Below are 21,504 nucleotides of genomic sequence, written 5' to 3'. Positions count from 1 at the left end.
ACTTGGTTCATAATGAGTACCCATTTAGGGCTAATTTCTGCAAGGTAACCATTTTTTTCTGGTTAAGGCTAGAATCACGTACAATTATTAAGTATTTTACCAGCAGCCTGAGCTAAAGAGATGGCAACATCATAGTGCTTGGCCTTAACTCCGAGCTTACCGCGCTAAGTTTAAACCTTTAAATATGCGTTGTAAGCCAGTGACCGCTTGTCACAAGGGCAGAATTGGAAATGATTTTGCCTCCCGTATTTGGAAAGGTGTTCTGTGGCGCAACAATTCGAAGACAGATTTCAGCGTAAATTTTACTATTTACGTCTATCCATAACCGACGTTTGTAATTTCAAATGTACGTATTGCTTACCTGATGGTTACAAGCCATCAGCGGATCGCCCTGCCTCTTTTCTGACGGTGAATGAGATTCGCCGAGTGGTGAGTGCGTTTGCCCATTGTGGCACTTCCAAGGTCAGAATTACCGGCGGTGAACCTTCACTGCGCAAAGATTTTGGCGAAATCATTCATACCATAGCGCAAACTCCCGGCATTCAAAAAGTCGCGACGACCACTAATGGCTACCGTTTAGCCAAACATATTGGTGAGTGGCGCGAAGCGGGGTTGACTCAACTGAATGTCAGCGTAGATAGCTTAGATCCGCGTATGTTTGCGCAAATCACCGGTGAAAACCGCTTCCTGCAAGTGATGTCCGGCATCGATCGCGCCTTTGAAGTTGGATTCGAGCAAGTCAAAGTCAACGTGGTACTGATGAAAAATCTTAACCACCTTGAACTGCCCAAATTTATGGCGTGGATTAAAACTCGCCCCATCCAACTGCGTTTTATTGAGTTGATGCAAACCGGAGAAATGGACGCGCTGTTTGCTCGCCATCATGTTTCTGGCATTTCGATCCGCGACTATCTTCTCGGTAACGGCTGGTTACTCAAAGCCAGAGCCGATAACGATGGCCCAGCACAGGTGTTTATCCACCCGGATTTCCAAGGCGAGATTGGCCTTATCATGCCTTATGAGAAAGATTTTTGTCGCAGCTGTAACCGCCTTCGGGTGTCAGCACTTGGCAGACTGCATCTGTGCTTATTTGGCGAACAAGGCATCGAACTACGCGATCTTTTGCAAGACGATCACCAAGAAAACGCATTGATTGAACGAATTCAAACTCAGTTGCACAACAAGGCGGAAACCCACTTCCTACATGATGGAAATTCGGGTGTGACGCCGCATTTAGCCTCGATTGGCGGCTGAGTTTCTACCGATAATCTGACCTCACCATTGAGGTTTAACCATTTTGAAAAGGTGAACAAATGGGTCACGCAGAAAGCAAATTTCAAGCAGCAAACATCGCCGTTTTAACCGTGTCAGATACGCGCACGGAAGAAAACGATACCTCAGGCCGTTACTTGGCAGAGCAGCTTCAAGAAGCAGGCCATACACTGGCAGATAAACAGATCGTGATTGACGATATGTACAAAATCCGTGCGGTGGTTTCACAGTGGATTGCGGATGAAACCATTCAAGCGATTCTGATCACCGGTGGCACTGGGTTTACGTCACGTGACAGCACACCTGAAGCACTTAAGCCTCTGTTTGATAAAGAAGTGGAAGGTTTTGGCGAGCTGTTTCGCATGGTCTCTTTTGAAGAGATTGGCACCTCGACCATTCAATCGCGCGCGGTTGCGGGGTTTGCTAACCACACGGTGATTTTTGCTATGCCGGGTTCGACTGGCGCATGCCGCACCGGTTGGACAAAAATCATTAAACAGCAATTGGATGCTTCCCATCGCCCATGTAACTTTATGCCGCACCTAACGGTATAGGGGAGGTTTGATGAGCCAACTCACTCACATTAATGCTTCGGGTGAAGCCAATATGGTGGATGTGTCGAATAAAGCCGATACTGTCCGTGAAGCTCGTGCCGAGGCCTATGTGCGCATGGCACCCGAAACGCTGCAACTCATCCTCTCTGGCCAGCACCATAAAGGGGATGTGTTTGCCACGGCGCGTATTGCGGGCATTCAAGCCGCGAAACGTACGTGGGAGCTTATTCCGCTCTGTCACCCGTTGCTGCTTTCCAAGGTGGAAGTACAGCTTGAAGCCTTGCTAGAACAAAACAGCGTACGCATTGAATCTCTGTGTAAACTCAGTGGTAAAACCGGAGTGGAAATGGAAGCGCTGACGGCGGCATCGGTGGCGGCACTGACCATTTACGATATGTGCAAAGCGGTCCAGAAAGACATCGTGATTGATAACGTGCGATTGCTTGAAAAATCGGGCGGAAAATCAGGACACTTTAAGGTGGATGCATGATTAAGGTGCTGTTTTTGCCCAAACTCGAGAGTTGGTGGAGTGCGATAGTCTGGTGGTTGACCACGCTTTTGCAACGGTAGAAGCCTTGCGCCAACATTTAGCGCAGCAGCCGGGTAAGTGGGATATGGCACTTGAACCGGGTAAGCTATTGGCGGCCGTTAATCAATCGATTGTGCCATTCGATACAGAGTTAAACGATGGCGATGAAGTGGCCTTTTTCCCACCAGTGACCGGAGGCTAGTATGGATCATCGCGTATCGGTGCAGAAGGAAGATTTCTCTGTTGCTCAAGAATATGAAGCGTTAGCGCAAGGGACTCAAGCGGGCGCTGTGGTGACTTTTGTCGGCAAAGTGCGAGATATGAACTTGGGCGATAATGTGGTGGGATTACACCTTGAACACTATCCGGGCATGACGGAAAAATCCTTGCTGGAGATTTGCGATATGGCTCAGGAGCGTTGGCCTCTACAACGCGTTCGCGTTATTCATCGCATCGGCGATATGCTCAGCGGCGATCAAATCGTGTTGGTTGGTGTCAGCAGTGCGCACCGCAATGCTGCGTTTGCAGCGTGCGAGTTCATCATGGATTACTTGAAAACCCGCGCGCCATTTTGGAAAAAAGAGCTGACGACCGAAGCGAGTCGCTGGATTGATTCACGCGACAGCGATCATCAAGCCGCGCAGCGCTGGGAATAAGGGGAGTAACAAGGCTATTCATGCCAAGTGGTACTACTAAACATATGAATGGTGCCACGTTGCTCATGTTTGGCATGAAACAGCGCTTTATCAGCCACTAACACAAGCTTTTCCGCGGTCATTTCTTTCTCTATTTGATCACAGTGGCGAATACCTATGGTAATCGTCACATGATCCGCCACTCGAGAACTCAGGTGTGGGATGTTCAGCTCATGAATCATCGCCATCAGTTTTTCGGCTCGTTGCTGGCTCTGCTTTGCATCGACTCTGGTCATAAAAATCAAAAATTCATCCCCGCCGTAGCGAAAGCAGAGATCGAGATTCGATTTCCATTGACGCAGCGTTTGGCTGACCTTGCGCAGGACATCATCGCCTTGAATATGGCCATATCCGTCGTTGTACTCTTTGAAACAGTCAATATCGATCATCAATAATGCGCTGCTGACCCGATCGAGTCGGGCGATGTCCAGTGCTTGCGGCAGCAACGAATCCATTGCGTAACGGTTGTACACTTGGGTCAGATGATCCATATGAGTCAGGTGCTCAAGTTCCAGCTGATGCTGCGCGAGTTTTTCAACCGTGTGCTTGTAATCAGAGATGTTACGCACGGTCCACAACACCATGTCTGTGTTGGGAAGAGGGATCACCAATGCAGAGAAATACTGCTTGTTCGTTGGGCCTGGCACTTGTTCAAAGCAGGGCAGTTGGGTTGGATCAATTTCATACTCCAACTCTTTGGCACAGCCCTGCTCGATCGCTTGTTGGATGACGTCAGTAAACCAAGCAGCCTGTGCTGCCGGCAACACATCATACTGGTTTAAACCGACCAGATAAGAGGGGTTGTGATGGCGTTCACTGTCTGTTCCTCCCCATGCTTCGATATACACCCCTTGCTTATTAATAAGAAAAGTGGGTTCAGGCAGCGATTGAAAAATAAACTGCAGAATTTCAGGATTGGCAATAATCGTCGAGGAAAAAATAGAAGTCACCGACCTGATTCCTAATGAGTGATCGCTTATTACTCTATTTATAGATGATCTTACTCAGAACGGATACGGGTAGGCCGTCACATTCATTCTCAAAAGCTCATGTTCATAAAAAAGGATGAATTTTTGGAAATTGTGTGGTGCAACCACAAAATGAAACAGGATAAATGGCTCATTTTGAACAACACTTAACTCAATCAGCGTGAGATGGGTTTAATAAAGGAGAACAGGATGGACTCACTGAAAGTCAGCGATTATATGACCCTACAAGCGGTAACGTTCAGTCCAGATATGTCGCTCAGTGCGGCGCTCGAAAAAGTGGTGCGTTCAGACAACATGGGCGGCCCTGTGATTGATGCGCAGCGGCATGTGATTGGCTTTTTATCCGAACAGGATTTGTTGGATAAGCTGGTGCATGCCAGTTATCACTGCCAAGATGCCCATTTGGTGAGTGATTGTATGCACAAAGAGGTGCTCTCGGTTGCGCCAGAGACTTCCATTATTGAGCTTGCGGCGATGATGAAGGTCGGAAAACCGAAAATGTATCCTGTGGTGAGTGATGGCAAATTGGTTGGTGTGATCACGCGGCGTGATGTGCTACGAGCCTTGAGCAAAACCTTAACCAACTGTTTTCAACATCCGGTTTAATGTGACCGATGAGCATGTCCAACTTTTTATGCTTTTGTGCTTGAATCCGCTTGACCTTGAAGTTGACTCCAAGGTGTAAGCTGATCACAGCACACAAAAAGGAGATGGAAATATGTGTACTAAACACCATGCTTGTCGTTCAAAATCGTTAACTCAACCTATGCACAGCCACCAAACGAGCTGTGACGGAAGCCCCAAAATTGTCGCCATTCGTGCGGCAGGCGTAAGCGCTTCTTGTGACGGTGATAGTTGCTGTACCAGTGATGGTGGTGGCGGTGCGACGTTGGAAGAAGACCCCGAGCGACGTCACGAACCACGTTCATCACACTATCAGCAGAGTTGGTATATCGCAGGAATGGATTGTCCTTCTTGCGCACAAAAAATTGAAAAAGCCGTTAAGCAGTTGGGTGATGTCACTCAAGTGCAGGTAATGTTCGCTACTCAGAAATTGGTGGTTGGCTTTAATCAACCCTCAACCGCGCCGCTTATCGAACAAGCAGTACGCGACAGCGGTTTTAGCCTAAACCCAGCCGCCAGTTCAGCGGCAACACCATCCCAATCCAAGCCGCCCCTCTGGCAGAGTGAAAACGCACGAATTATCGGTATCGCTACGCTGATGGCAATAGGTGCCTTAGTCAACTCCAGCGAGATGAGCCGCTGGATTTATACGCTGACTTGTCTATTGGGGCTGTTCCCCATCCTTCAACAAGCTTGGCGTCTTGCCAAATCGGGTTCTCCTTTCTCGATTGAAACCTTAATGTCGGTTGCCGCAATTGGCGCGCTTTATTTGGGGGAAACCTTAGAAGCCGCCATGGTATTACTGCTGTTTTTGATTGGTGAGCGCTTGGAGGCTTATGCCGCTTCTCGGGCACGTACGGGCGTACAAGCCTTGATGGCGCTGGTGCCAGAAACGGCGATTCGTATAGAAAATGGAGAGCGTGTCACCGTTCCTGCCGCGCAGTTGCAACTGGGCGATGTCATTGAAGTGGCTCCCGGAGGTCGTTTACCAGCGGATGGGCGCTTACTTGCCGCCGCCAGTCTGGATAACAGTGCGTTAACGGGCGAATCCTTACCTGTAGAATTAACAGCAGGGGAGCGGGTTTCTGCAGGTTGTGTGGTCGTGGATAAGGTGGTGCAGATTGAAATCACCTCGAAACAAGGTGAAAACGCCATCGACCGCATTTTGCATATGATTGAAGAGGCTGAATCGCGCAAAGCACCACTGGAGCGTTTTTTAGATAAATTCAGTCGTTGGTATACCCCGCTGATGATGCTGGTCGCGCTCGCCGTGATTGTGGTCCCGCCATTAGCGTTTGGTGCCGATTGGCAGACTTGGATTTACCGTGGCCTTGCTTTGCTGCTCATCGCTTGTCCTTGTGCGCTAGTGATCTCCACACCTGCGGCGATCACTTCGGGTTTAGCGGCGGCGGCGCGTCGTGGGGCTTTAATTAAAGGTGGTGCGGCATTAGAGCAATTGGGAAAAATCGAGACCATTGCCTTTGATAAGACAGGCACCTTGACCGAAGGTAAACCGCAAGTCACAGACCTTATCCCGCTGCAAGGTTGGGATAGCGCGACCTTGTTAGCTCGGGCTGCTGCGATTGAGATGGGCTCACATCATCCCTTAGCGACCTCGCTGGTGGCAAAAGCGCAGGCGGAGCAACTGACCATCCGACAAGCGCAAGAGCGTACCGCCTTGGTTGGGCGAGGCATTAGCGGCCAGATTGATGGTGTTCAGTATCGTCTGCTTGCGCCAAATCGGGTCGAAACCAAATTGCCCGACGTGGTGAAACAGCATGTCGAAATGCTTGAAGCTGAAAGTAAAACCGTAGTTGTGATGCTGGCAAGTGACGCGGTGGTTGGTGTGATTGCTTGGCAAGACACGCTGCGCAGTGATGCACGTCAAGCGGTCGCCGCCTTACATCAACTCGGGATTAACGCCTTGATGCTGACGGGAGACAACGAACGCAGCGCGGCCGCAATGAGCCAGCAACTGAATATGGATTTTCGGGCAGGTTTATTGCCGCAAGATAAAGTCGGCTACATTCAGCAGTTGGCGCAACATCAACGTGTCGCCATGGTGGGCGATGGCATTAACGATGCCCCAGCCATGAAAGAGGCGAGTATTGGTATCGCAATGGGCGGCGGCACCGACGTCGCGCTAGAAACCGCCGATGCAGCACTGACTCACAATCGCTTGATTGAGTTGGCGGGGATGATTGAGCTGTCTCGTGCTACGTTGGCCATCATTCGCCAAAACGTGGTCTTAGCCTTGGGACTTAAGGCGGTGTTCTTAGTCACCAGTTTACTTGGCATCACCGGATTATGGATGGCGGTATTGGCCGACAGCGGTGCAACCGCACTGGTCACGCTCAATGCACTGCGTCTGCTTAAATTCCGCTCTTCGACTTCGGAATAAGGTCATTTAACTAGGAGGTTCGCCTCCTAGTTTTTCCGTATGTGTTTCAAGTCTCAACGACTATACCAAAACTACTTGGAGTTGCAGGTAGGCGGCAAGAGAGTGACAAATTTGTCTGGAACAAATTTGCACAGCCATCGGCTGGCCTTTGGTGAGAGCCAAGGATGGCTCTCATAATCCCCATGAGCATAGATAAACAGTGTGATTGGGGTGAGCGAACGTAGCCAACACCGCTGCAGCTTCAAGTAGGAAGGGGATAGAGGTATCTCTCTGTAATAGGAATCGACTTGCATTACAGATACATTTGTTTGTGATGCAAATCGATTAATTATGAAAGTTTGATGCTTATTGCTGTCTTTGGTGTGATTGCTGTCACTTATTTGCGCGAAGCTATCGGGTAGAGTAACTCCGTACCCTAAATGATAAGTGCGCTGAATAGACGCAATTGAAGGAGCCCCCTATGACCAAAACCGTATTCCACCTTGGTGTGACTGAAGCAGATTTAAACGGTGCCACACTCGCTATTATTCCGGGCGACCCTGCTCGTGTGCAGAAAATCGCGGAGCTGATGGATAACCCTGTTTTCCTCGCAAGCCATCGTGAATATACCGTATACCGCGCAGAGCTGGATGGCCAGTCTGTGGTGGTGTGTTCAACCGGTATCGGTGGACCTTCAACATCGATTGCGGTTGAAGAGTTAGCACAATTAGGCGTGCGTACTTTCTTGCGCGTTGGTACAACTGGTGCGATCCAGCCTCATGTGAATGTCGGTGACATGATTGTCACAACCGGTTCTGTGCGTTTGGATGGTGCAAGTCTGCACTTTGCGCCGATGGAATTCCCAGCGGTACCGGATTTTGATGTGGCGACCGCAATGAAAGCGGCAGCACAAGAAAGCGGTGCAACAGTCCATATGGGTGTGACAGCGTCCTCCGATACCTTCTACCCAGGTCAAGAGCGTTACGACACTTTCACTGGTCGCGTAGTGCGTCGTTTCCAAGGCTCGATGAAAGAGTGGCAAGACATGGGCGTGCTCAACTTTGAAATGGAATCGGCAACTCTGCTGACCATGTGCGCGAGCTCTGGTTTGAAAGCGGGCTGTGTGGCGGGTGTGATCATCAACCGTACTCAAAAAGAGATCCCAGATCACGCGACGTTGAAAGAAACCGAAGCGCGTTCTATCAAAGTTGTGGTGGAAGCTGCACGTAAGATGCTGAAATAAGCGGCATATCTTCTTCACTGAATTAAAAAGCGCCACTTGATGTGGCGCTTTCTATTTCCTATATTTTTTACCTGCCTGTTTAAGCCACAACAAGCTGTGGTAACGGGTGATAGAGGCTTTCCACCAAATCATTGAGCATATGGTCGTATACCTGCGCAATGGTGGCCGAAAGTTCAGTGCTTAACTGATAGAGTTTATGGCTCTCTGGCATTAAGTCACTGCTGTCGGTGATTTCGTTCAATTGGCGCATCGCGGATGAGCAGACTGGTGATCCCAGCGTTAAAGGGCTGATCAGCGCTAACTGATTGAGCTTACGTTGCATCAGCTCACAATAGTGGCGAATACGTAAGTCATTGTTTTCATTTCGAGAGTCATCAATGCACAAGCGCAATTGGGTGAGTGTTTCCATCGCATCAAAAATTTGTTGCCAGTTCATGTGGTACTCATCACTCAATTCTTCTCGTCCTGATTCCGCAAGCCAAGCGAGCACCACATCATCCATCAAATACATGCAGTGGCGTATTAACTTACCGTGTAAGCGTTGATTTTTCCCCACATTGGCTTGCTCCCATTCGTTTAACACCGTTTTCAACGAGTTTTGCAAAATTCGATAGGAGGGTTTGTTGTCAAAGTGGGCGATCTGGATCAGTTGCTCCGACTTTTCTAACAAACGCTTTTGCAGCTTGGAAAGATCGTGCTCAGTTTGCGAATGCGTCTCTTGTTGGCTGAGTGTTTGATGAGTGAGACTACGGTGCTGGCGGCACAGCGCCAACACTTCGCGCAAACAGATCAGCAGTTCAAATTTACGCTGTTGTGTTGAATGTTTCCGCTGAGAGAGCGTATAGATCAAGCCAAGAATTGCTAAAGACAGAACCAGAGAAATTGTCACAAACATAGCCACCTCCGTGTTGGTGTTGGACCATCCCATTCCTATGTGGAAGGGTACAGAGTAGTATTGCAGTTTGAATGCCAAAAAATTAATGATTAAAAATCAATAAGTTATTGTTTTTGGTTGATTGGGTATGCACATTTATGGGGCATAATGCGCAAAAAATGTGAGCTAGACCGTGTAATGGTAAAGAGAGTCATGCTGGATAAGAAAAGAAATGCTTGGCTTGAGAAAGCGGGTGATGACAAAAAAGCCTTTGCAGTTGCAAAGGCTTTTCAGGTGTTGGCTTGCTAATCAAGACGCAATAATTACATCACACGCATACCCGCTTGAGCGCCTTGATGCGGTTCAAGCAACCACAGGTCGCTACCGCCAGGGCCGGCAGCGAGGATCATGCCTTCAGACAGACCAAACTTCATCTTACGTGGTTTGAGGTTTGCTACGACGACAGTGTATTTACCAATCAGATCTTCTGGTTGGTAGGCAGACTTAATGCCAGAGAAGACTTGACGGGTTTCACCGCCGATATCGAGTTCAAACTTGAGCAGCTTGTCCGATTTCTCGACCGCTTCACAAGAAAGAATCTTAGCAATCCGCAGATCCACTTTCGCAAAATCATCAAACTCAATCTCTGCCGCTAGCGGATCTTTGCTCAGCTCGGTTTCTGCGCTCTTTGGTTTTGCGGCATCTGCTGCGGCTTTTTCGGCTGCCGCCTCGGCTTTCGACGCCTCAATCATAGCTTCAACCTGTTTCGGATCGATACGGTTGAACAGTGCTTTGAATGGCGTAACCGCATGATCTGTTAGCGGAGTTGCCACGCCTTCCCAAGTCAATTCTTGGTTAAGGAAAGCTTCAGTACGCTCTGCCAACGCAGGCATCACTGGCTTGAGGTAAGTCATCAGTACGCGGAATAGGTTAATGCCTACCGTACAGATGTCTTGCAGTGCTTGGTCTTGGCCTTCTTGTTTCGCGACAACCCAAGGGGCTTTTTCATCCACATACTGGTTGGCTTTATCTGCCAATGCAGTAATTTCACGGATGGCACGACCAAACTCACGTGCTTCAAACAGCTCAGCAATACGATAGGCTGCGCCAGCAAATTCAGCGTACAGCTCAGGCTCCGCAAAGTGTGCAGACAGCTTGCCATCAAAACGTTTAGTGATGAAACCTGCATTACGTGACGCAAGGTTTACGATCTTGTTCACCACATCCGCATTCACACGTTGGGTGAAGTCTTCGAGGTTCAAATCGAGATCATCAATGCGGTTATTCAGTTTTGCCGCGTAGTAGTAACGCAGACACTCTGGATCCAAGTGATTCAGGTAAGTGCTGGCTTTCACAAACGTACCTTTCGACTTAGACATTTTCGCGCCATTGACGGTCACATAACCATGCACAAACACGTTGGTCGGTTTACGGAAACCAGAGCCATCGAGCATGGCAGGCCAGAACAAGCTGTGGAAATAAACGATGTCTTTACCGATGAAATGGTAAAGCTCGGTTTTGCTGTCTTTATTCCAGTATTCGTTAAAGTTCAAATCGCCACGCTTGTCGCACAGGTTTTTGAATGAACCCATGTAACCAATCGGAGCATCTAGCCATACGTAGAAGAATTTGTCTTTCTCGCCCGGGATTTCAAAACCAAAGTAAGGTGCATCGCGGGAAATATCCCACTGCTGCAAGCCGCCTTCAAACCACTCTTGCATTTTGTTGGCGGTTTCTGATTGCAGAGAGCCTGAACGTGTCCACTCTTTGAGCATGCTTTCAAACTGAGGCAGGTCAAAGAAAAAGTGCTCAGAATCTTTCATCACTGGCGTCGCACCAGAGACGGCGGATTTTGGATTGATCAGCTCAGTCGGGCTGTAAGTCTCACCACACGCGTCACAGTTGTCGCCGTACTGGTCTTCCGATTTACATTTCGGGCAAGTGCCTTTTACGAAACGATCCGGCAAGAACATCTCTTTTTCAGGATCGAACAGCTGAGAAATGGTGCGGCTTGAAATAAAACCGTTCTTTTTCAGTTGCAGATAGATGTGTGAAGCCAGCTCGCGGTTTTCATCGCTGTGCGTGCTGTGGTAGTTATCAAAGCTAATATCGAAGCCAGCAAAGTCGCGTTGGTGCTCTTCGCTCACCATTTCGATCATTGCTTCTGGTGTCATACCCATTTGCTGTGCTTTCAGCATGATAGGTGTGCCGTGCGCATCATCCGCACAGATAAAGTTTACTGTATTGCCACGCAGACGCTGATAACGAACCCAAATGTCAGCTTGGATATGCTCAAGCATATGACCAAGGTGGATTGAACCGTTCGCGTAAGGCAGGGCACAAGTTACCAGAAGTTTTCTTGGATCGTTTGCCATACTTAATATTCGCTTTTCTTGATAGGGACCAAATTGAAGCGATAATACTACCCTAAGCACGCAGTCACGCCAAGGCGCGCAACAGTTGATTCCCCTATCTTTTTCGGGGTTCAGTCGCAGGCTGAGCGGTGATAGCATGGGTAAAAAAGGGGAAGTTATGCAATCTATTCAATCCAAACAGGATCTCTGCCTATGGCTGAGTCAATTTTCGCATCCCGATTTAATTGCAGATTGGGCAATGTCACCGTCTGTCGTTACGATAACGCCCAATCAGCAAGTCACGATTCAACTACCGTTTGCTGCGAACACTCTTATCAATGAATTGAGTGACTGGATCGCCAAGCAGCAGGCAAGCGGCGCGATTGCGCCAGTAACCTTTGACATTCAAGTGAAACCTCAAGTGCTGGAAACTCGCGTAAGTGCGGCAGTCAAAGGGGTGAAAAACATTATTGCGGTGACGTCAGGCAAAGGTGGCGTGGGTAAATCCACCACGGCGGTAAACCTTGCACTCGCGATTGCGAAGTCAGGAGGCAAAGTCGGTCTATTGGATGCCGATATTTACGGCCCCTCAGTACCGCTGATGCTCGGTAAAACCAAAGCTAAACCAGTAGTGCGTGACAATAAATGGATGCAGCCAATTGAGGCGCACGGCATTGCCACGCATTCGATTGGTTATTTGGTGGATGAGGCGGATGCGGCGATTTGGCGTGGACCAATGGCTTCTAAGGCGCTGGCACAGTTACTCAATGAAACCGAGTGGCCGGATCTGGATTATCTGGTGATCGATATGCCGCCGGGCACGGGGGATATCCAACTCACCCTCGCGCAGCAAATTCCGGTGACCGGCGCAGTGATTGTAACCACACCGCAAGATTTAGCTTTAGCCGATGCTCGCAAAGGCGCGGCGATGTTTGCCAAAGTAGACGTGCCCGTGATTGGGCTGGTGGAAAACATGAGTTACCACATCTGTAGTCATTGCGGCGAAAAAGAGCATATTTTCGGCGTAGGTGGAGCGCAAACTCTTGCCGCTGAATTTGGCTTATCCCTGCTGGCACAAATTCCGCTGCATATTGACATGCGAGAGGATATTGATGCGGGAGTTCCGACTGTGGTGGCGCGTCCCAATAGCGAGCATACCGAACGCTATTTAGCGTTGGCGCAGCGTGTGTGTGCTTCGCTGTTTTGGCAAGGCAAAGCCAAACCGGAGAGCATTCAAATCCAGTGGGTTAATTAAAGTAGCATCCTGCTCTAACAGCCAGAGTGAATGTAATCGTTTGCTCTGGTTTAATCTTATCCATCCGACATGTATGTGGCTGTTTTTGCCTAATGCAAACTGGTATCTCGGTCACATTCTCCCTATAATCAGGCGGTTTACCTTCATTCCTCACAACCATGTTCGGGTGCATAACCATGTCTGAGAATAATCAATGTGTCATCGTCGGTATTGCTGGCGCTTCTGCTTCTGGTAAGAGTCTCATTGCGAGCACGATTTATAATGAGCTACGCGCCAAAGTGGGTGACCATCAAATCGGTGTGATTACGGAAGATTGCTACTACAAAGATCAGAGCCATCTGAGCATGGAAGAACGTGTTAAAACCAACTACGACCACCCAAGTGCGCTAGACCACGATCTCCTTTGCCAACATTTGCAAATGCTGGCGCGTGGCGAAGCGGTTGAAGTGCCAGAATACAGCTACACTGAGCACACACGTACCGAGCAAACCACCACCATGACGCCGAAGAAAGTGATCATTCTGGAAGGCATCCTGCTTCTGACTGATCCACGTCTTCGAGATTTGATGCACGCGACCGTATTTATGGATACGCCGCTGGATATCTGCTTGCTGCGTCGTGTGAAGCGTGATGTACAAGAGCGTGGTCGCACCATGGAATCTGTACTGAAGCAGTACCAAGAGACGGTACGCCCTATGTTTATGCAATTTATTGAGCCGTCTAAACAGTACGCAGACATCATTGTGCCGCGTGGTGGTAAAAACCGTATCGCGATTGATGTTCTCAAAGCGCATATCGCAAAATTGCTCAAATCGTAATTTTGACCAGAGCTTTGCATCGCTTAGCTTTATTTTTCAAAGTAGAAGTGGCACTTTAAGTGCCACTTTCTTTTTCTCGTCAAGCAAGGAAAAGCAGATGAAAAAACTGTTTATTTCTCTTCTCGGTTTAGTTGTGCTGATTGTTGGCGCACTGCTGGCCTTAGTGTTGTTGGTTAACCCCAACCAATTTAAACCTTTAATCGTAGAGCAAGCCAAAAAACAAACTGGCTTAGATTTGGTGATTGAAGGCGATATTGGCTGGCAATTTTTCCCATCTATCGGTTTTGAGTTAGGCAAAACCGAGCTGAAAAACCCGCAAGGTTTTGCTAGCCCAAACCTGTTTAAAGTTGAGAGTGTGGGTATTGATGTCTCAGTGATGCCACTGCTCGATAAACAGCTCAAAATCGGCAACATCCGTTTGGATGGCGCAGAATTCCATCTGGAAACGCTTAAAGATGGTCGCTCCAATTTGGATGCCTTGACGCAAGCGCAATCTAAACCCGCGTCCGCGTCCGCGCTAGCGACAACTGACTCTGCACCTGCTTCTCAGCCAAGCTCAAGCGAGCCAGCCGCGGCGTGGAGTATTGAATTAGGGGGTGTTTCTGTCTCCAATGCGGTGTTGGAAATAACGGATAAAAAAGCGGGTTCGCATGCCAAGTTGTATGACGTTCAACTGAGCGTTGCTGAGTTTGTGCCAGACAGCTGGACGAAAGCGACCTTTGCCGCGAAAGGCGATAAAGATCAGCAAAAGTTTGCCGCGCAAGGTGAAGCGGAAGTGCGCCTATCGGCGGATTTCAAGCAGTATGCGCTGCGTGACATTAAGCTTGATGCGAGCTTTAGTGATCCGAGTAACCAAATCGATTCAGTCAAACTGAAACTCGACACCTTTGAGTTTGATAAAGCCAATGCGCTGACCTTCTCTGTGGCGGGTAAAGCGGCAGATATGAAGCTTAATGCGCAAGGTTCTGCATCACTGATGGTCAATCAAGCGATCAGCAAAGTTGGTTTGGATGCGCTGAAACTGCAAGCCGAACTGGAAGGGGCTGCGTTACCGCAATCACCGATGAAGTTAAGTTTAGACTCGCAAATTGCTTTCGATTTGACACAAAACCATCTTAGTGTGCTGCTCAACAAACTGACGGCCAATGCGCTGAGTTTCGATGGCAAAGCGGATGTCACCCTCGCAGATATTCCGAAAGTGCGTTTCAACTTGCACAGCCCTGAGATTGACTTGGATGCCTTCTTAGGCACGAAAGCTCAAGAGTCGCAACCTGCGCCAGCCAAGGAAGCGGCTGCATCCTCATCGTCAGCACCCGCGACAAATGCCCCAGCAGAAGTGGAACCGGACTTGTCGGCACTCAACGCCTTGGATGTGGCGGGTGAGATCAGTATTGATAAATTCAAAGCCAGCAACGCCCATCTGCAAAATGTAAAAGCGATTTTTGCGGTCAATCGTGGTGTGGTGGATTTGAAATCCTTCACCGCGAATCTGTATCAAGGATCCGTGCAAGCTAGCGCGCAAGTGGATGCGCGTAAAACGCCCGCGACTTACAGTGTGAAGAAGCAGATCAAAGGGGTACAGGTTAAGCCTTTACTAAAAGATGTGCTGAACAACGAAATGCTAGAAGGGACAGGCAATATTGATGTGAATGTGCAAGGCCAGAGCTTAACACCAAGCGGCATCCAGAAAAATCTGGTTGGTACTGTGGCGATTAACTTTGCCGATGGTGCGGTCAAGGGCATTAACGTGGCGCACCTGATTCGTACCCACTACGCCAAGATCAAAGGCCAAAATGTCGAAGAAGCGGATGCGGTAAAGAAAACCGACTTTAGTGCGATGACGACGACGCTGAAACTCAATAAAGGTGAAGTAACGACCAACGATCTTAAGATGCAATCGCCATTGCTGCGCATTCATGGTGAAGGTAAAGCCAATTACCTACAGCAAAATGTTGATTTTCTGGTGCGTACTTCGATTGTTGGAACCTTGGAAGGTCAGGGCGGTAAGAGTTTAGATGAGCTGCGCGATGTGACTATCCCGATCAATATTTCAGGTGCGTGGAGTGCTCCGAAGTTCCGTTTGGTATTTGATGATGTACTCAAACAAAAAGCCAAGAAAGAAGTGGATCGCGGCGTGGAAAAACTGACCGATAAAATCAAAGATGAAGACACCAAAAAAGCGGTGGATGGGTTGTTGAAAGGTCTATTTAACTGATGGTTATGCATCGCTAATGAAACTAAAAAGGGCTGAATATCAGCCCTTTCTTATTGATTTTTTTAATTGTTTTACCAATCGACCCCTTTAAGGGCTTTCACGCCGGCTTCGAAAGCGTGCTTGATGTTTTTCACTTCAGAAACCGTATCGGCCATCTCAATCAAAGTGCGGTGTGCGCCGCGCCCCGTGATGATCACCGATTGCATTTTCGGGCGCTGATTGAGTGCTTCGACCACTTCATCCAACTCGATGTAACCGTAGCTCACCATGTAAGTGAGCTCATCAAACAGCACCACATCCAGCGATTCATCCTGCAACATGCGTTTGCAGTGTTGCCATACTTCTTGTGCCGCTGCGGTATCGCTGTCGCGGTTCTGGGTTTCCCAAGTAAAGCCAGTCGACATGACCTGAAATTCAACGCCGAGCTTTTCTAAAAGATTACGCTCGCCATTCTCCCAAGTGCCTTTGATAAACTGAGCCACCGCACACTGTTTACCGTGACCTACCGCGCGCGCAATGGTGCCAAAACCTGAGGTAGATTTTCCTTTACCATTGCCAGTAATAATCAGCAGTAACCCTTTTTCTTCTTGAGCGGCGGCAATTTTGGCATCCACTTGCTCTTTGACTTTTTGTTGACGAGCTTTGTGACGCTCTTGTTTGATTTCATCGCCGGACATGGCAAATCCTTTTTCAATCTGAAACTTGTCGCTATGATAGCCCAACTCGTCAGTGGCAAACACCAAACAAAAATAGGGATATAAGATGCAGAAGGTACTTGTGGTGTGCATGGGCAATATTTGCCGTTCTCCGACCGCAGAAGCGGTATTGCGTGCTAAGGCGGCACAACTCAAGGTTGATGTAGAAATCGATTCAGCAGGCACGATTGGGTATCACCAAGGGAATCCACCGGATGCACGCTCAAAAGCGGCAGGTGAGAAGCGGGGATACTCATTTTCTGGCATCAAAGCGCGAAAGATCCGCGATGAAGATTTTGTGAAATTTGATTGGATTTTAGCCGCTGACAAAGAGAATTTAGCTGAGCTGAAAGCTCGCTGCCCTCAATCCCATCAACATAAGCTGTCATTGATGCTCAGCCACAGTGACTCGGAATACCAAGAAATTCCGGACCCTTACTATGGTGGCGAACGCGGTTTTGAGCTGGTGCTCGATTTGGTTGAAGACGCGGCAGAGCAGTTTTTACTGAAACTAAAACAGCAAGGCCAGCATTAAGCTGGCCTCGATAAAGTAGAATGACCTTAGAAGCGGTAGTTCGCTTGAACACCGATCAGCCATACATTGCCTGATACATTGCCCGTAAATGCACCACCGATTGCGGCTGCAGTTTGGTCTGAAGCGTCACGAGGTTCGTTGATGGTGGCATCTTTCGCAAAGATATAGGTAAAACCGGCATCGAGAGTCAGTTGTGGCGTTGCAACATAACTACCGCCGACACTTACCCAAGTACGGTCTGTTTCCGGGATGGTTGCTGTGCGGTTTTTATCGTCTACCGCTGATGTGTCGTATGCGACGCCCGCACGCAGAGCGAGTTTAGCATCGTATTGATACGTTGTGCCCAAAGCAAAGCGGTAGTTGTCTTCCCAGTTTTCTGATTTGATGAGGTCAGATTTTTCTGGGAACACAGCTGTCAACTCTTTGAATGAACTCCAATCTGTCCAGTTAATGCTAGCGTGAATCGCCCATTGGTCATTGAGTTGGTGGAAGCTTGCCAGTTCAGCCGTCGCCGGTAGAGTCACAGACATCATGCCGGGTTTATAACTACCGTAACTGACTCCTTCTGCATGGCCTTCAAAATCCATCACCACTTCCGATTTATAGGCGAAACCTACGCGGTGATCTTGATTGATTTGCCATGCACTGCCTACTTGCCAACCCCAAGAGTTATCTTCACCTTCCATATATTTTAAGGTTGTACCTTTAGGTAAAGTCATGACGTTGTTAGTAACAGGATGACGAATCAGATTTTTTGCTGGCGCAGTTGCACCGAAATGACCTTCACCCATCACATAACGCACACCACCACCAATACTCAATTGAGGCAAGATTTGGTAAGCAATATTGAGGTTCGCTTCTTTGCTGATCACGCTCGCTTGGTTGCCAAAGTGAGAGGCTGCAAAATCAGTACCCAGATCGGTTTCCATACCGTAGTTAGTACCAAGAGCAAAACCCAGTGCCATTTGTTCGTTTAACTGGTGTGACAGATAGAAATTCGGAATCACGGCATCGTGGGCAAAATCGTTTGAAGATGCGTGAGTTTTACCTAGTTGTGCGTGGTTTACTGTACCCTCAACATCCACGTTTGGATTCACGTAAATTGCGCCGGCAGAAACTTGAGTGCCCTCTAAATAGGTCAGCATTGCAGGGTTGCGCCATTGTGCGCTGGCATTGTCTGCCATCGCGGCTTCACCGGCGTAAGCACGGCCAAGACCTGTTGCTGAATACTCAGCAAGCTGGAAGCCCGCCGCTTGAGTAAAGGTAGAAACGCTGGCTAAACCGAAAGCCACAGCACAGGAGAGGAGAGTCTTATTGGTTTTCATTGGGATTGTTCGCTGAAATTTGCTGGTTTTTGTTGCGGCAAGTCTACGGCTAGAGCAATTGCTTTAAAACTTCAAATCAATGAAAGTGTAGGATTTGAAGTTTTAACCTGTAAAATTGATATTTTATAGATGATATTTCTATTTATTAAACAAAGGTTATTAAAGGTTCAGCGTACAGATGTAGTGATATTGAGGTGGTTAATAGCACGCTTGTACGCTGACATTAAGCAAAACTAGGCAGTGAGCAAAAGAAAGGGGCTGATAAATCAGCCCCTTAGTAACGATAGGTTGTGACGTTTTAATTAAAACGTACGGCTGTATTGTAAGCCCAACAGGATTGCGTCTGCGTGGGTTGTTGCAGTTAACAAAGTTCCTGCAGAATCTTCTTTGACTCCTACATCCTTGCCCATTAGATAAGTAAAGCCAAAGTCAACATTAGATTTGTCATCGATGTTATAGGTGAAGCCAGCTGAGAGCCATTGACGATCTGAATCAGGAACAGAGATTGACGTTAGTGAGTCTTGCGCACTAGTGTCGTACATATAACCTGCACGTAGAGTCCAATCACTATTCAGATAATAGGTACCACCAATTGAGTAGTGCCAGCCATCTTGCCATTCGTATTTTTTACCAAAGACGCCACCCGTTGATTTAGCTTGAAGCGCTGCAATAGTTGAGCGAGAAGAGCTTAGATTTTCAAAATCTATCTTATCGAAAGCACTCCAGCCAATCCACTGTACGCTATAGTGCACGGCAAACTGAGTATTTTCGATTTTGTGGAAACCAGAGAACTCAGCAATATCCGGTAGTGGTAGCGTGATCTCCTGACCGTAATCGTCTTTAGCTTTAAATTCTGGGCTATAACGGTAAGACAAACCAAAACGGTTATTCTCATCCATTTCGTAAACCGTGCCCAAATTAAAACCTACCGCCCAACCATCCGCTTTATCAACGTTAAGAAGTGCTGTGCCAGCTGGAATTGTAGTACCTAGTTTCTGAGATAAACCAGCAGCTAATTGTGCACTGGCAAAACGTTTCATAGTGCCTTGACCATAGATAAGATCTAAGCCAGCACCGAAGCTGAGTTGTTCATTTACTCGATACGAGCCTGAAAGGCCTAAGTTAAAGCTTTTAACATCCGTAAGACCGCCATATTCAGATGCAGGGTAGTTATCTGCAAACTCTGTTTTTGTGCCAAAGTTTGAATAAGCGTTAACACCCCAAGCAAACTGTTCATTGACTGGAACTATCAGATGAATATTTGGAGCAACGGACGTGCCACCGACATCATCTGTATCTGAAATATTTACACCATTATATTTGGCATCTTTAACGTCAATCATGGTGGTAATAGTTTCAAAACCAAGAGAGAGCGCCATCTCATCAAATAGTGCCATCGCCGCTGGGTTGCGAGACATTACGGCTGCGTTATCGGCGATAACGGCATCACCCGCAAAAGCGCGACCTAGGCCGGTAGCAGATTGTGCGTTGAGCTGGAAACCTGCTGCAAACGCTTGTTGTGTGGCTAGCGTTACCGTCACGGCAAGCAGGGATTTTTTAAACAGACGCATGTTGTTCATTAGACTTTTCCTTTTTGGTTTCGCCTCTTATGGGCGTTGTTGTATGAGCTTTTGCTTTATTTGAGCAATTGCTCAGTGGTGGCTGATCCTAGACGCTAGTATAGGAGATAGAAATCCGACCATTGTCTAATTGAGCGAGAAAATTACTGAAATGATGGCTATTTGGCAGGAATTTAGGCGAAAACTCTAAAACTTAGAGTTTTCGCTCTATTTTAACTATTCACAACAATGCGTCAGTGTCATGTTGAGTATGCAAAAATCAGATGGATGATTGGATCATGGGCATGAGCTTATTGGCAATGTTGGTCAGGTTTTCATCCTTCTCGCCGACCAAGATCAAACTGGCATTTCCGACGGGTTCAATGATACCTGCCATCCCATCTTGCTTGAATAAGCTGCTTTGTGCGCTGTGGATGGGCGTAAAAAACAGAGTTACTTTGCCTTTTTCACCTTGAAATACCATATGTACGGCATTGTCTTTACCAAAACCACAATGGTTGAGGTAATAGACGTGATAAGGAAAATCGCCTTCCATTTTGTAGGCAAAAGGCCGCATCTTGGCATTGATTTGCTGCATGTCTGCTTGCTCATCCAACCGGTTGACGAACCCTTCTTCATGGATGACATGCTGCACCGCCATGTCAGACAGGCTGGCTTGCGCGGGAGAGATCAAAAGGTTGCCCCACTGGATTTGTCCAACAAGCAGCCCAGCAGTAAAGGCAACCGATGCCGCGATCGCCATGGCTTTTCGAACAAACTGCGGGCGGATGACTTTCTCATCTTCCACTAAAGTCGTTTGTTTGAATAAAATTTTATCGGCCAAATCATCCGGCACATCGACTTTGAAGGCCTGAGCGATCTGTTTATCGAGCTGAAGTACATCATCGACAAACTTAGCGTTAGCCTCACTTGAGGTCATCATATCCAGTGTGTCGTTATCGCGCTGTTTAGGATCAGACATGACTTTGCGGCGAAATTCCAGTTCATCCATTTTGCTGCTCCGGGTAGTGTTCTGAACCATCCATCATCTCTTTAAGTTGGTTACGTGCTCTAAACAAACGGGTCATCACCGTATTTTTATTCAGTGAAAGGATGTCTGCGATCTCCTCACCACTGAATCCGCCCACTACTTGTAAAAAGAGGGGCTCGCGATATTCGACATCCAACTTCAAAATTTGCCTTTGCAGCCACTCATTTTGATGGTGCTCATCATCGCTATATTTGGCTTCGTAGTCGTGATCGTCGATATCGACTAAGTCAAACTGTTTACGTTCAAAGCGGCGAGCATTTTCTCGGCGCAAAATCGTAATTAGCCAAGCTTTGGCTGCTTTTTCATCCAGCAGGCTATCGAGCGATTTCCACGCTCTCAAGCAGGTTTCTTGCACTAAGTCTTCGGCAATCGAGCGATCTTTACACAACCAATAGGCGTATCGGTAAAGGTCGCGATGATAAGCTCGCACCAGTGCTTCGTATTTTCTTTGTCTGTCCATGTCATTATTGACCGGACGTTGGGAAACTTTCTTTCCAAACAGATTCAATATCGACACCAAGGACTCCCTGTATGCGT

20 protein-coding genes and 1 riboswitch are annotated in these 21,504 nt (G+C 47.9%); of the genes, 12 read left to right on the top strand and 8 right to left on the bottom strand.

Annotation, left to right across the window (positions count from 1 at the left end):
• Nucleotides 1-136: 136 nt before the first annotated feature.
• A riboswitch (molybdenum cofactor riboswitch) is annotated at nucleotides 137-276 on the top strand.
• From moaA to moaE, 5 genes are all read left to right on the top strand, one after another.
• Nucleotides 265-1,254 (top strand): GTP 3',8-cyclase MoaA, encoded by a 990-nt coding sequence (gene moaA, locus F0316_RS08990; protein ID WP_172626003.1) that lies wholly within the window; start codon nucleotides 265-267, stop codon nucleotides 1,252-1,254. It overlaps the preceding riboswitch by 12 nt.
• A 59-nt stretch (nucleotides 1,255-1,313) precedes the next feature.
• The gene (gene moaB, locus F0316_RS08985) at nucleotides 1,314-1,826 is read left to right on the top strand and encodes a molybdenum cofactor biosynthesis protein B (protein WP_000509705.1); all 513 of its coding nucleotides are present in this window, start codon (nucleotides 1,314-1,316) and stop codon (nucleotides 1,824-1,826) included.
• A 10-nt stretch (nucleotides 1,827-1,836) separates the two neighbouring features.
• Nucleotides 1,837-2,316 (top strand): cyclic pyranopterin monophosphate synthase MoaC, encoded by a 480-nt coding sequence (gene moaC / locus F0316_RS08980; protein WP_000080907.1) that lies wholly within the window; start codon nucleotides 1,837-1,839, stop codon nucleotides 2,314-2,316.
• A gap of 31 nt (nucleotides 2,317-2,347) precedes the next feature.
• On the top strand, nucleotides 2,348-2,557 hold the full coding sequence (gene moaD / locus F0316_RS08975; RefSeq protein WP_149560427.1) for a molybdopterin synthase sulfur carrier subunit: 210 nt from the start codon (nucleotides 2,348-2,350) through the stop codon (nucleotides 2,555-2,557).
• 1 nt (nucleotide 2,558) lies between these two features.
• Complete coding sequence (moaE, locus tag F0316_RS08970; protein ID WP_001914666.1) at nucleotides 2,559-3,011, top strand: molybdopterin synthase catalytic subunit MoaE; 453 nt, start codon at nucleotides 2,559-2,561, stop codon at nucleotides 3,009-3,011.
• Nucleotides 3,012-3,025: 14 nt separating this feature from the next.
• On the opposite strand, the gene F0316_RS08965 is transcribed toward moaE, so the two are convergent.
• A complete protein-coding gene (locus F0316_RS08965; RefSeq protein WP_000200631.1) occupies nucleotides 3,026-4,000 on the bottom strand; it encodes a GGDEF domain-containing protein in 975 nt (324 codons plus the stop codon).
• A 228-nt stretch (nucleotides 4,001-4,228) separates the two neighbouring features.
• On the opposite strand from F0316_RS08965, the gene F0316_RS08960 reads away from it, so the two are divergent.
• From F0316_RS08960 to udp, 3 genes are all read left to right on the top strand, one after another.
• Nucleotides 4,229-4,645, top strand: a complete 417-nt coding sequence (locus tag F0316_RS08960; RefSeq protein ID WP_000377741.1) for a CBS domain-containing protein — start codon at nucleotides 4,229-4,231, stop codon at nucleotides 4,643-4,645.
• A gap of 112 nt (nucleotides 4,646-4,757) precedes the next feature.
• A complete protein-coding gene (locus F0316_RS08950) occupies nucleotides 4,758-7,064 on the top strand; it encodes a zinc/cadmium/mercury/lead-transporting ATPase (protein WP_149560426.1) in 2,307 nt (768 codons plus the stop codon).
• Nucleotides 7,065-7,524: 460 nt separating this feature from the next.
• Entirely contained in the window at nucleotides 7,525-8,286 is a 762-nt protein-coding gene (gene udp, locus F0316_RS08945; RefSeq protein ID WP_000169476.1) for a uridine phosphorylase, read from the top strand.
• 79 nt (nucleotides 8,287-8,365) lie between these two features.
• Here udp and F0316_RS08940 read toward each other — a convergent pair whose 3' ends face one another.
• Both F0316_RS08940 and metG read right to left on the bottom strand, forming a co-directional pair.
• Nucleotides 8,366-9,181: a hypothetical protein gene (locus tag F0316_RS08940; protein ID WP_000498214.1), complete on the bottom strand. Its 816-nt coding sequence runs from the start codon at nucleotides 9,179-9,181 to the stop codon at nucleotides 8,366-8,368.
• A gap of 302 nt (nucleotides 9,182-9,483) precedes the next feature.
• A complete protein-coding gene (gene metG / locus F0316_RS08935) occupies nucleotides 9,484-11,535 on the bottom strand; it encodes a methionine--tRNA ligase (RefSeq protein WP_148531311.1) in 2,052 nt (683 codons plus the stop codon).
• Between the two features lie 157 nt (nucleotides 11,536-11,692).
• Here metG and apbC point away from each other — a divergent pair, with 157 nt between their 5' ends.
• The 3 genes from apbC (at nucleotide 11,693) to F0316_RS08915 (ending at nucleotide 15,802) form a co-directional block, all read left to right on the top strand.
• Nucleotides 11,693-12,769 carry an iron-sulfur cluster carrier protein ApbC gene (gene apbC, locus F0316_RS08930; protein WP_172626002.1) on the top strand — a complete coding sequence of 359 codons (1,077 nt, stop codon included), beginning with the start codon at nucleotides 11,693-11,695 and terminating at the stop codon, nucleotides 12,767-12,769.
• Nucleotides 12,770-12,945: 176 nt separating this feature from the next.
• Nucleotides 12,946-13,587: a uridine kinase gene (udk, locus tag F0316_RS08920; protein WP_001293736.1), complete on the top strand. Its 642-nt coding sequence runs from the start codon at nucleotides 12,946-12,948 to the stop codon at nucleotides 13,585-13,587.
• 97 nt (nucleotides 13,588-13,684) lie between these two features.
• Nucleotides 13,685-15,802 (top strand): AsmA family protein, encoded by a 2,118-nt coding sequence (locus F0316_RS08915; RefSeq protein ID WP_149560423.1) that lies wholly within the window; start codon nucleotides 13,685-13,687, stop codon nucleotides 15,800-15,802.
• 71 nt (nucleotides 15,803-15,873) lie between these two features.
• Here F0316_RS08915 and cobO read toward each other — a convergent pair whose 3' ends face one another.
• On the bottom strand, nucleotides 15,874-16,590 hold the full coding sequence (gene cobO, locus F0316_RS08910; protein ID WP_306299545.1) for a cob(I)yrinic acid a,c-diamide adenosyltransferase: 717 nt from the start codon (nucleotides 16,588-16,590) through the stop codon (nucleotides 15,874-15,876).
• Between cobO and F0316_RS08905 the strand changes: the two genes are divergently transcribed.
• The gene (locus F0316_RS08905; protein ID WP_000526745.1) at nucleotides 16,589-17,032 is read left to right on the top strand and encodes a low molecular weight protein-tyrosine-phosphatase; all 444 of its coding nucleotides are present in this window, start codon (nucleotides 16,589-16,591) and stop codon (nucleotides 17,030-17,032) included. The genes cobO and F0316_RS08905 overlap by 2 nt on opposite strands.
• Nucleotides 17,033-17,058: 26 nt before the next feature.
• Here the strand turns inward: F0316_RS08905 and F0316_RS08900 are convergent, their stop codons facing one another.
• The 4 genes from F0316_RS08900 to F0316_RS08885 all read right to left on the bottom strand — a co-directional run bounded on the left by F0316_RS08900 (nucleotide 17,059) and on the right by F0316_RS08885 (nucleotide 21,427).
• Entirely contained in the window at nucleotides 17,059-18,357 is a 1,299-nt protein-coding gene (locus F0316_RS08900) for an outer membrane protein transport protein (protein WP_001929650.1), read from the bottom strand.
• A gap of 302 nt (nucleotides 18,358-18,659) precedes the next feature.
• Nucleotides 18,660-19,937, bottom strand: coding sequence for an outer membrane protein transport protein (locus F0316_RS08895; protein WP_001061931.1), 1,278 nt, complete (start codon nucleotides 19,935-19,937; stop codon nucleotides 18,660-18,662).
• Between the two features lie 259 nt (nucleotides 19,938-20,196).
• The gene (locus F0316_RS08890) at nucleotides 20,197-20,928 is read right to left on the bottom strand and encodes a DUF3379 domain-containing protein (protein WP_032474583.1); all 732 of its coding nucleotides are present in this window, start codon (nucleotides 20,926-20,928) and stop codon (nucleotides 20,197-20,199) included.
• Nucleotides 20,921-21,427: a sigma-70 family RNA polymerase sigma factor gene (locus tag F0316_RS08885; RefSeq protein ID WP_000375854.1), complete on the bottom strand. Its 507-nt coding sequence runs from the start codon at nucleotides 21,425-21,427 to the stop codon at nucleotides 20,921-20,923. The genes F0316_RS08890 and F0316_RS08885 overlap by 8 nt, the downstream gene beginning before the upstream one ends.
• Nucleotides 21,428-21,504 lie beyond the last annotated feature (77 nt).

The organism is Vibrio cholerae (assembly GCF_008369605.1).
GTDB lineage: Bacteria > Pseudomonadota > Gammaproteobacteria > Enterobacterales > Vibrionaceae > Vibrio > Vibrio cholerae.
Note: the sequence above shows the minus strand (reverse complement) of the source record. Positions and strands in the feature narration are given on the sequence as shown.

Bases quoted from the DNA above. Each gene is read 5' to 3' on its own strand.
- moaB (WP_000509705.1), top strand. From the start codon at position 1,314: ATGGGTCACGCAGAAAGCAAATTTCAAGCAGCAAACATCGCCGTTTTA.
- moaC (WP_000080907.1), top strand. From the start codon at position 1,837: ATGAGCCAACTCACTCACATTAATGCTTCGGGTGAAGCCAATATGGTG.
- moaE (WP_001914666.1), top strand. From the start codon at position 2,559: ATGGATCATCGCGTATCGGTGCAGAAGGAAGATTTCTCTGTTGCTCAA.
- F0316_RS08960 (WP_000377741.1), top strand. From the start codon at position 4,229: ATGGACTCACTGAAAGTCAGCGATTATATGACCCTACAAGCGGTAACG.
- F0316_RS08950 (WP_149560426.1), top strand. From the start codon at position 4,758: ATGTGTACTAAACACCATGCTTGTCGTTCAAAATCGTTAACTCAACCT.
- udp (WP_000169476.1), top strand. From the start codon at position 7,525: ATGACCAAAACCGTATTCCACCTTGGTGTGACTGAAGCAGATTTAAAC.
- F0316_RS08940 (WP_000498214.1), bottom strand. From the start codon at position 9,181: ATGTTTGTGACAATTTCTCTGGTTCTGTCTTTAGCAATTCTTGGCTTG.
- metG (WP_148531311.1), bottom strand. From the start codon at position 11,535: ATGGCAAACGATCCAAGAAAACTTCTGGTAACTTGTGCCCTGCCTTAC.
- apbC (WP_172626002.1), top strand. From the start codon at position 11,693: ATGCAATCTATTCAATCCAAACAGGATCTCTGCCTATGGCTGAGTCAA.
- udk (WP_001293736.1), top strand. From the start codon at position 12,946: ATGTCTGAGAATAATCAATGTGTCATCGTCGGTATTGCTGGCGCTTCT.
- F0316_RS08915 (WP_149560423.1), top strand. From the start codon at position 13,685: ATGAAAAAACTGTTTATTTCTCTTCTCGGTTTAGTTGTGCTGATTGTT.
- F0316_RS08905 (WP_000526745.1), top strand. From the start codon at position 16,589: ATGGGCAATATTTGCCGTTCTCCGACCGCAGAAGCGGTATTGCGTGCT.
- cobO (WP_306299545.1), bottom strand. From the start codon at position 16,590: ATGCACACCACAAGTACCTTCTGCATCTTATATCCCTATTTTTGTTTG.
- F0316_RS08900 (WP_001929650.1), bottom strand. From the start codon at position 18,357: ATGAAAACCAATAAGACTCTCCTCTCCTGTGCTGTGGCTTTCGGTTTA.
- F0316_RS08895 (WP_001061931.1), bottom strand. From the start codon at position 19,937: ATGAACAACATGCGTCTGTTTAAAAAATCCCTGCTTGCCGTGACGGTA.
- F0316_RS08890 (WP_032474583.1), bottom strand. From the start codon at position 20,928: ATGGATGAACTGGAATTTCGCCGCAAAGTCATGTCTGATCCTAAACAG.
- F0316_RS08885 (WP_000375854.1), bottom strand. From the start codon at position 21,427: ATGGACAGACAAAGAAAATACGAAGCACTGGTGCGAGCTTATCATCGC.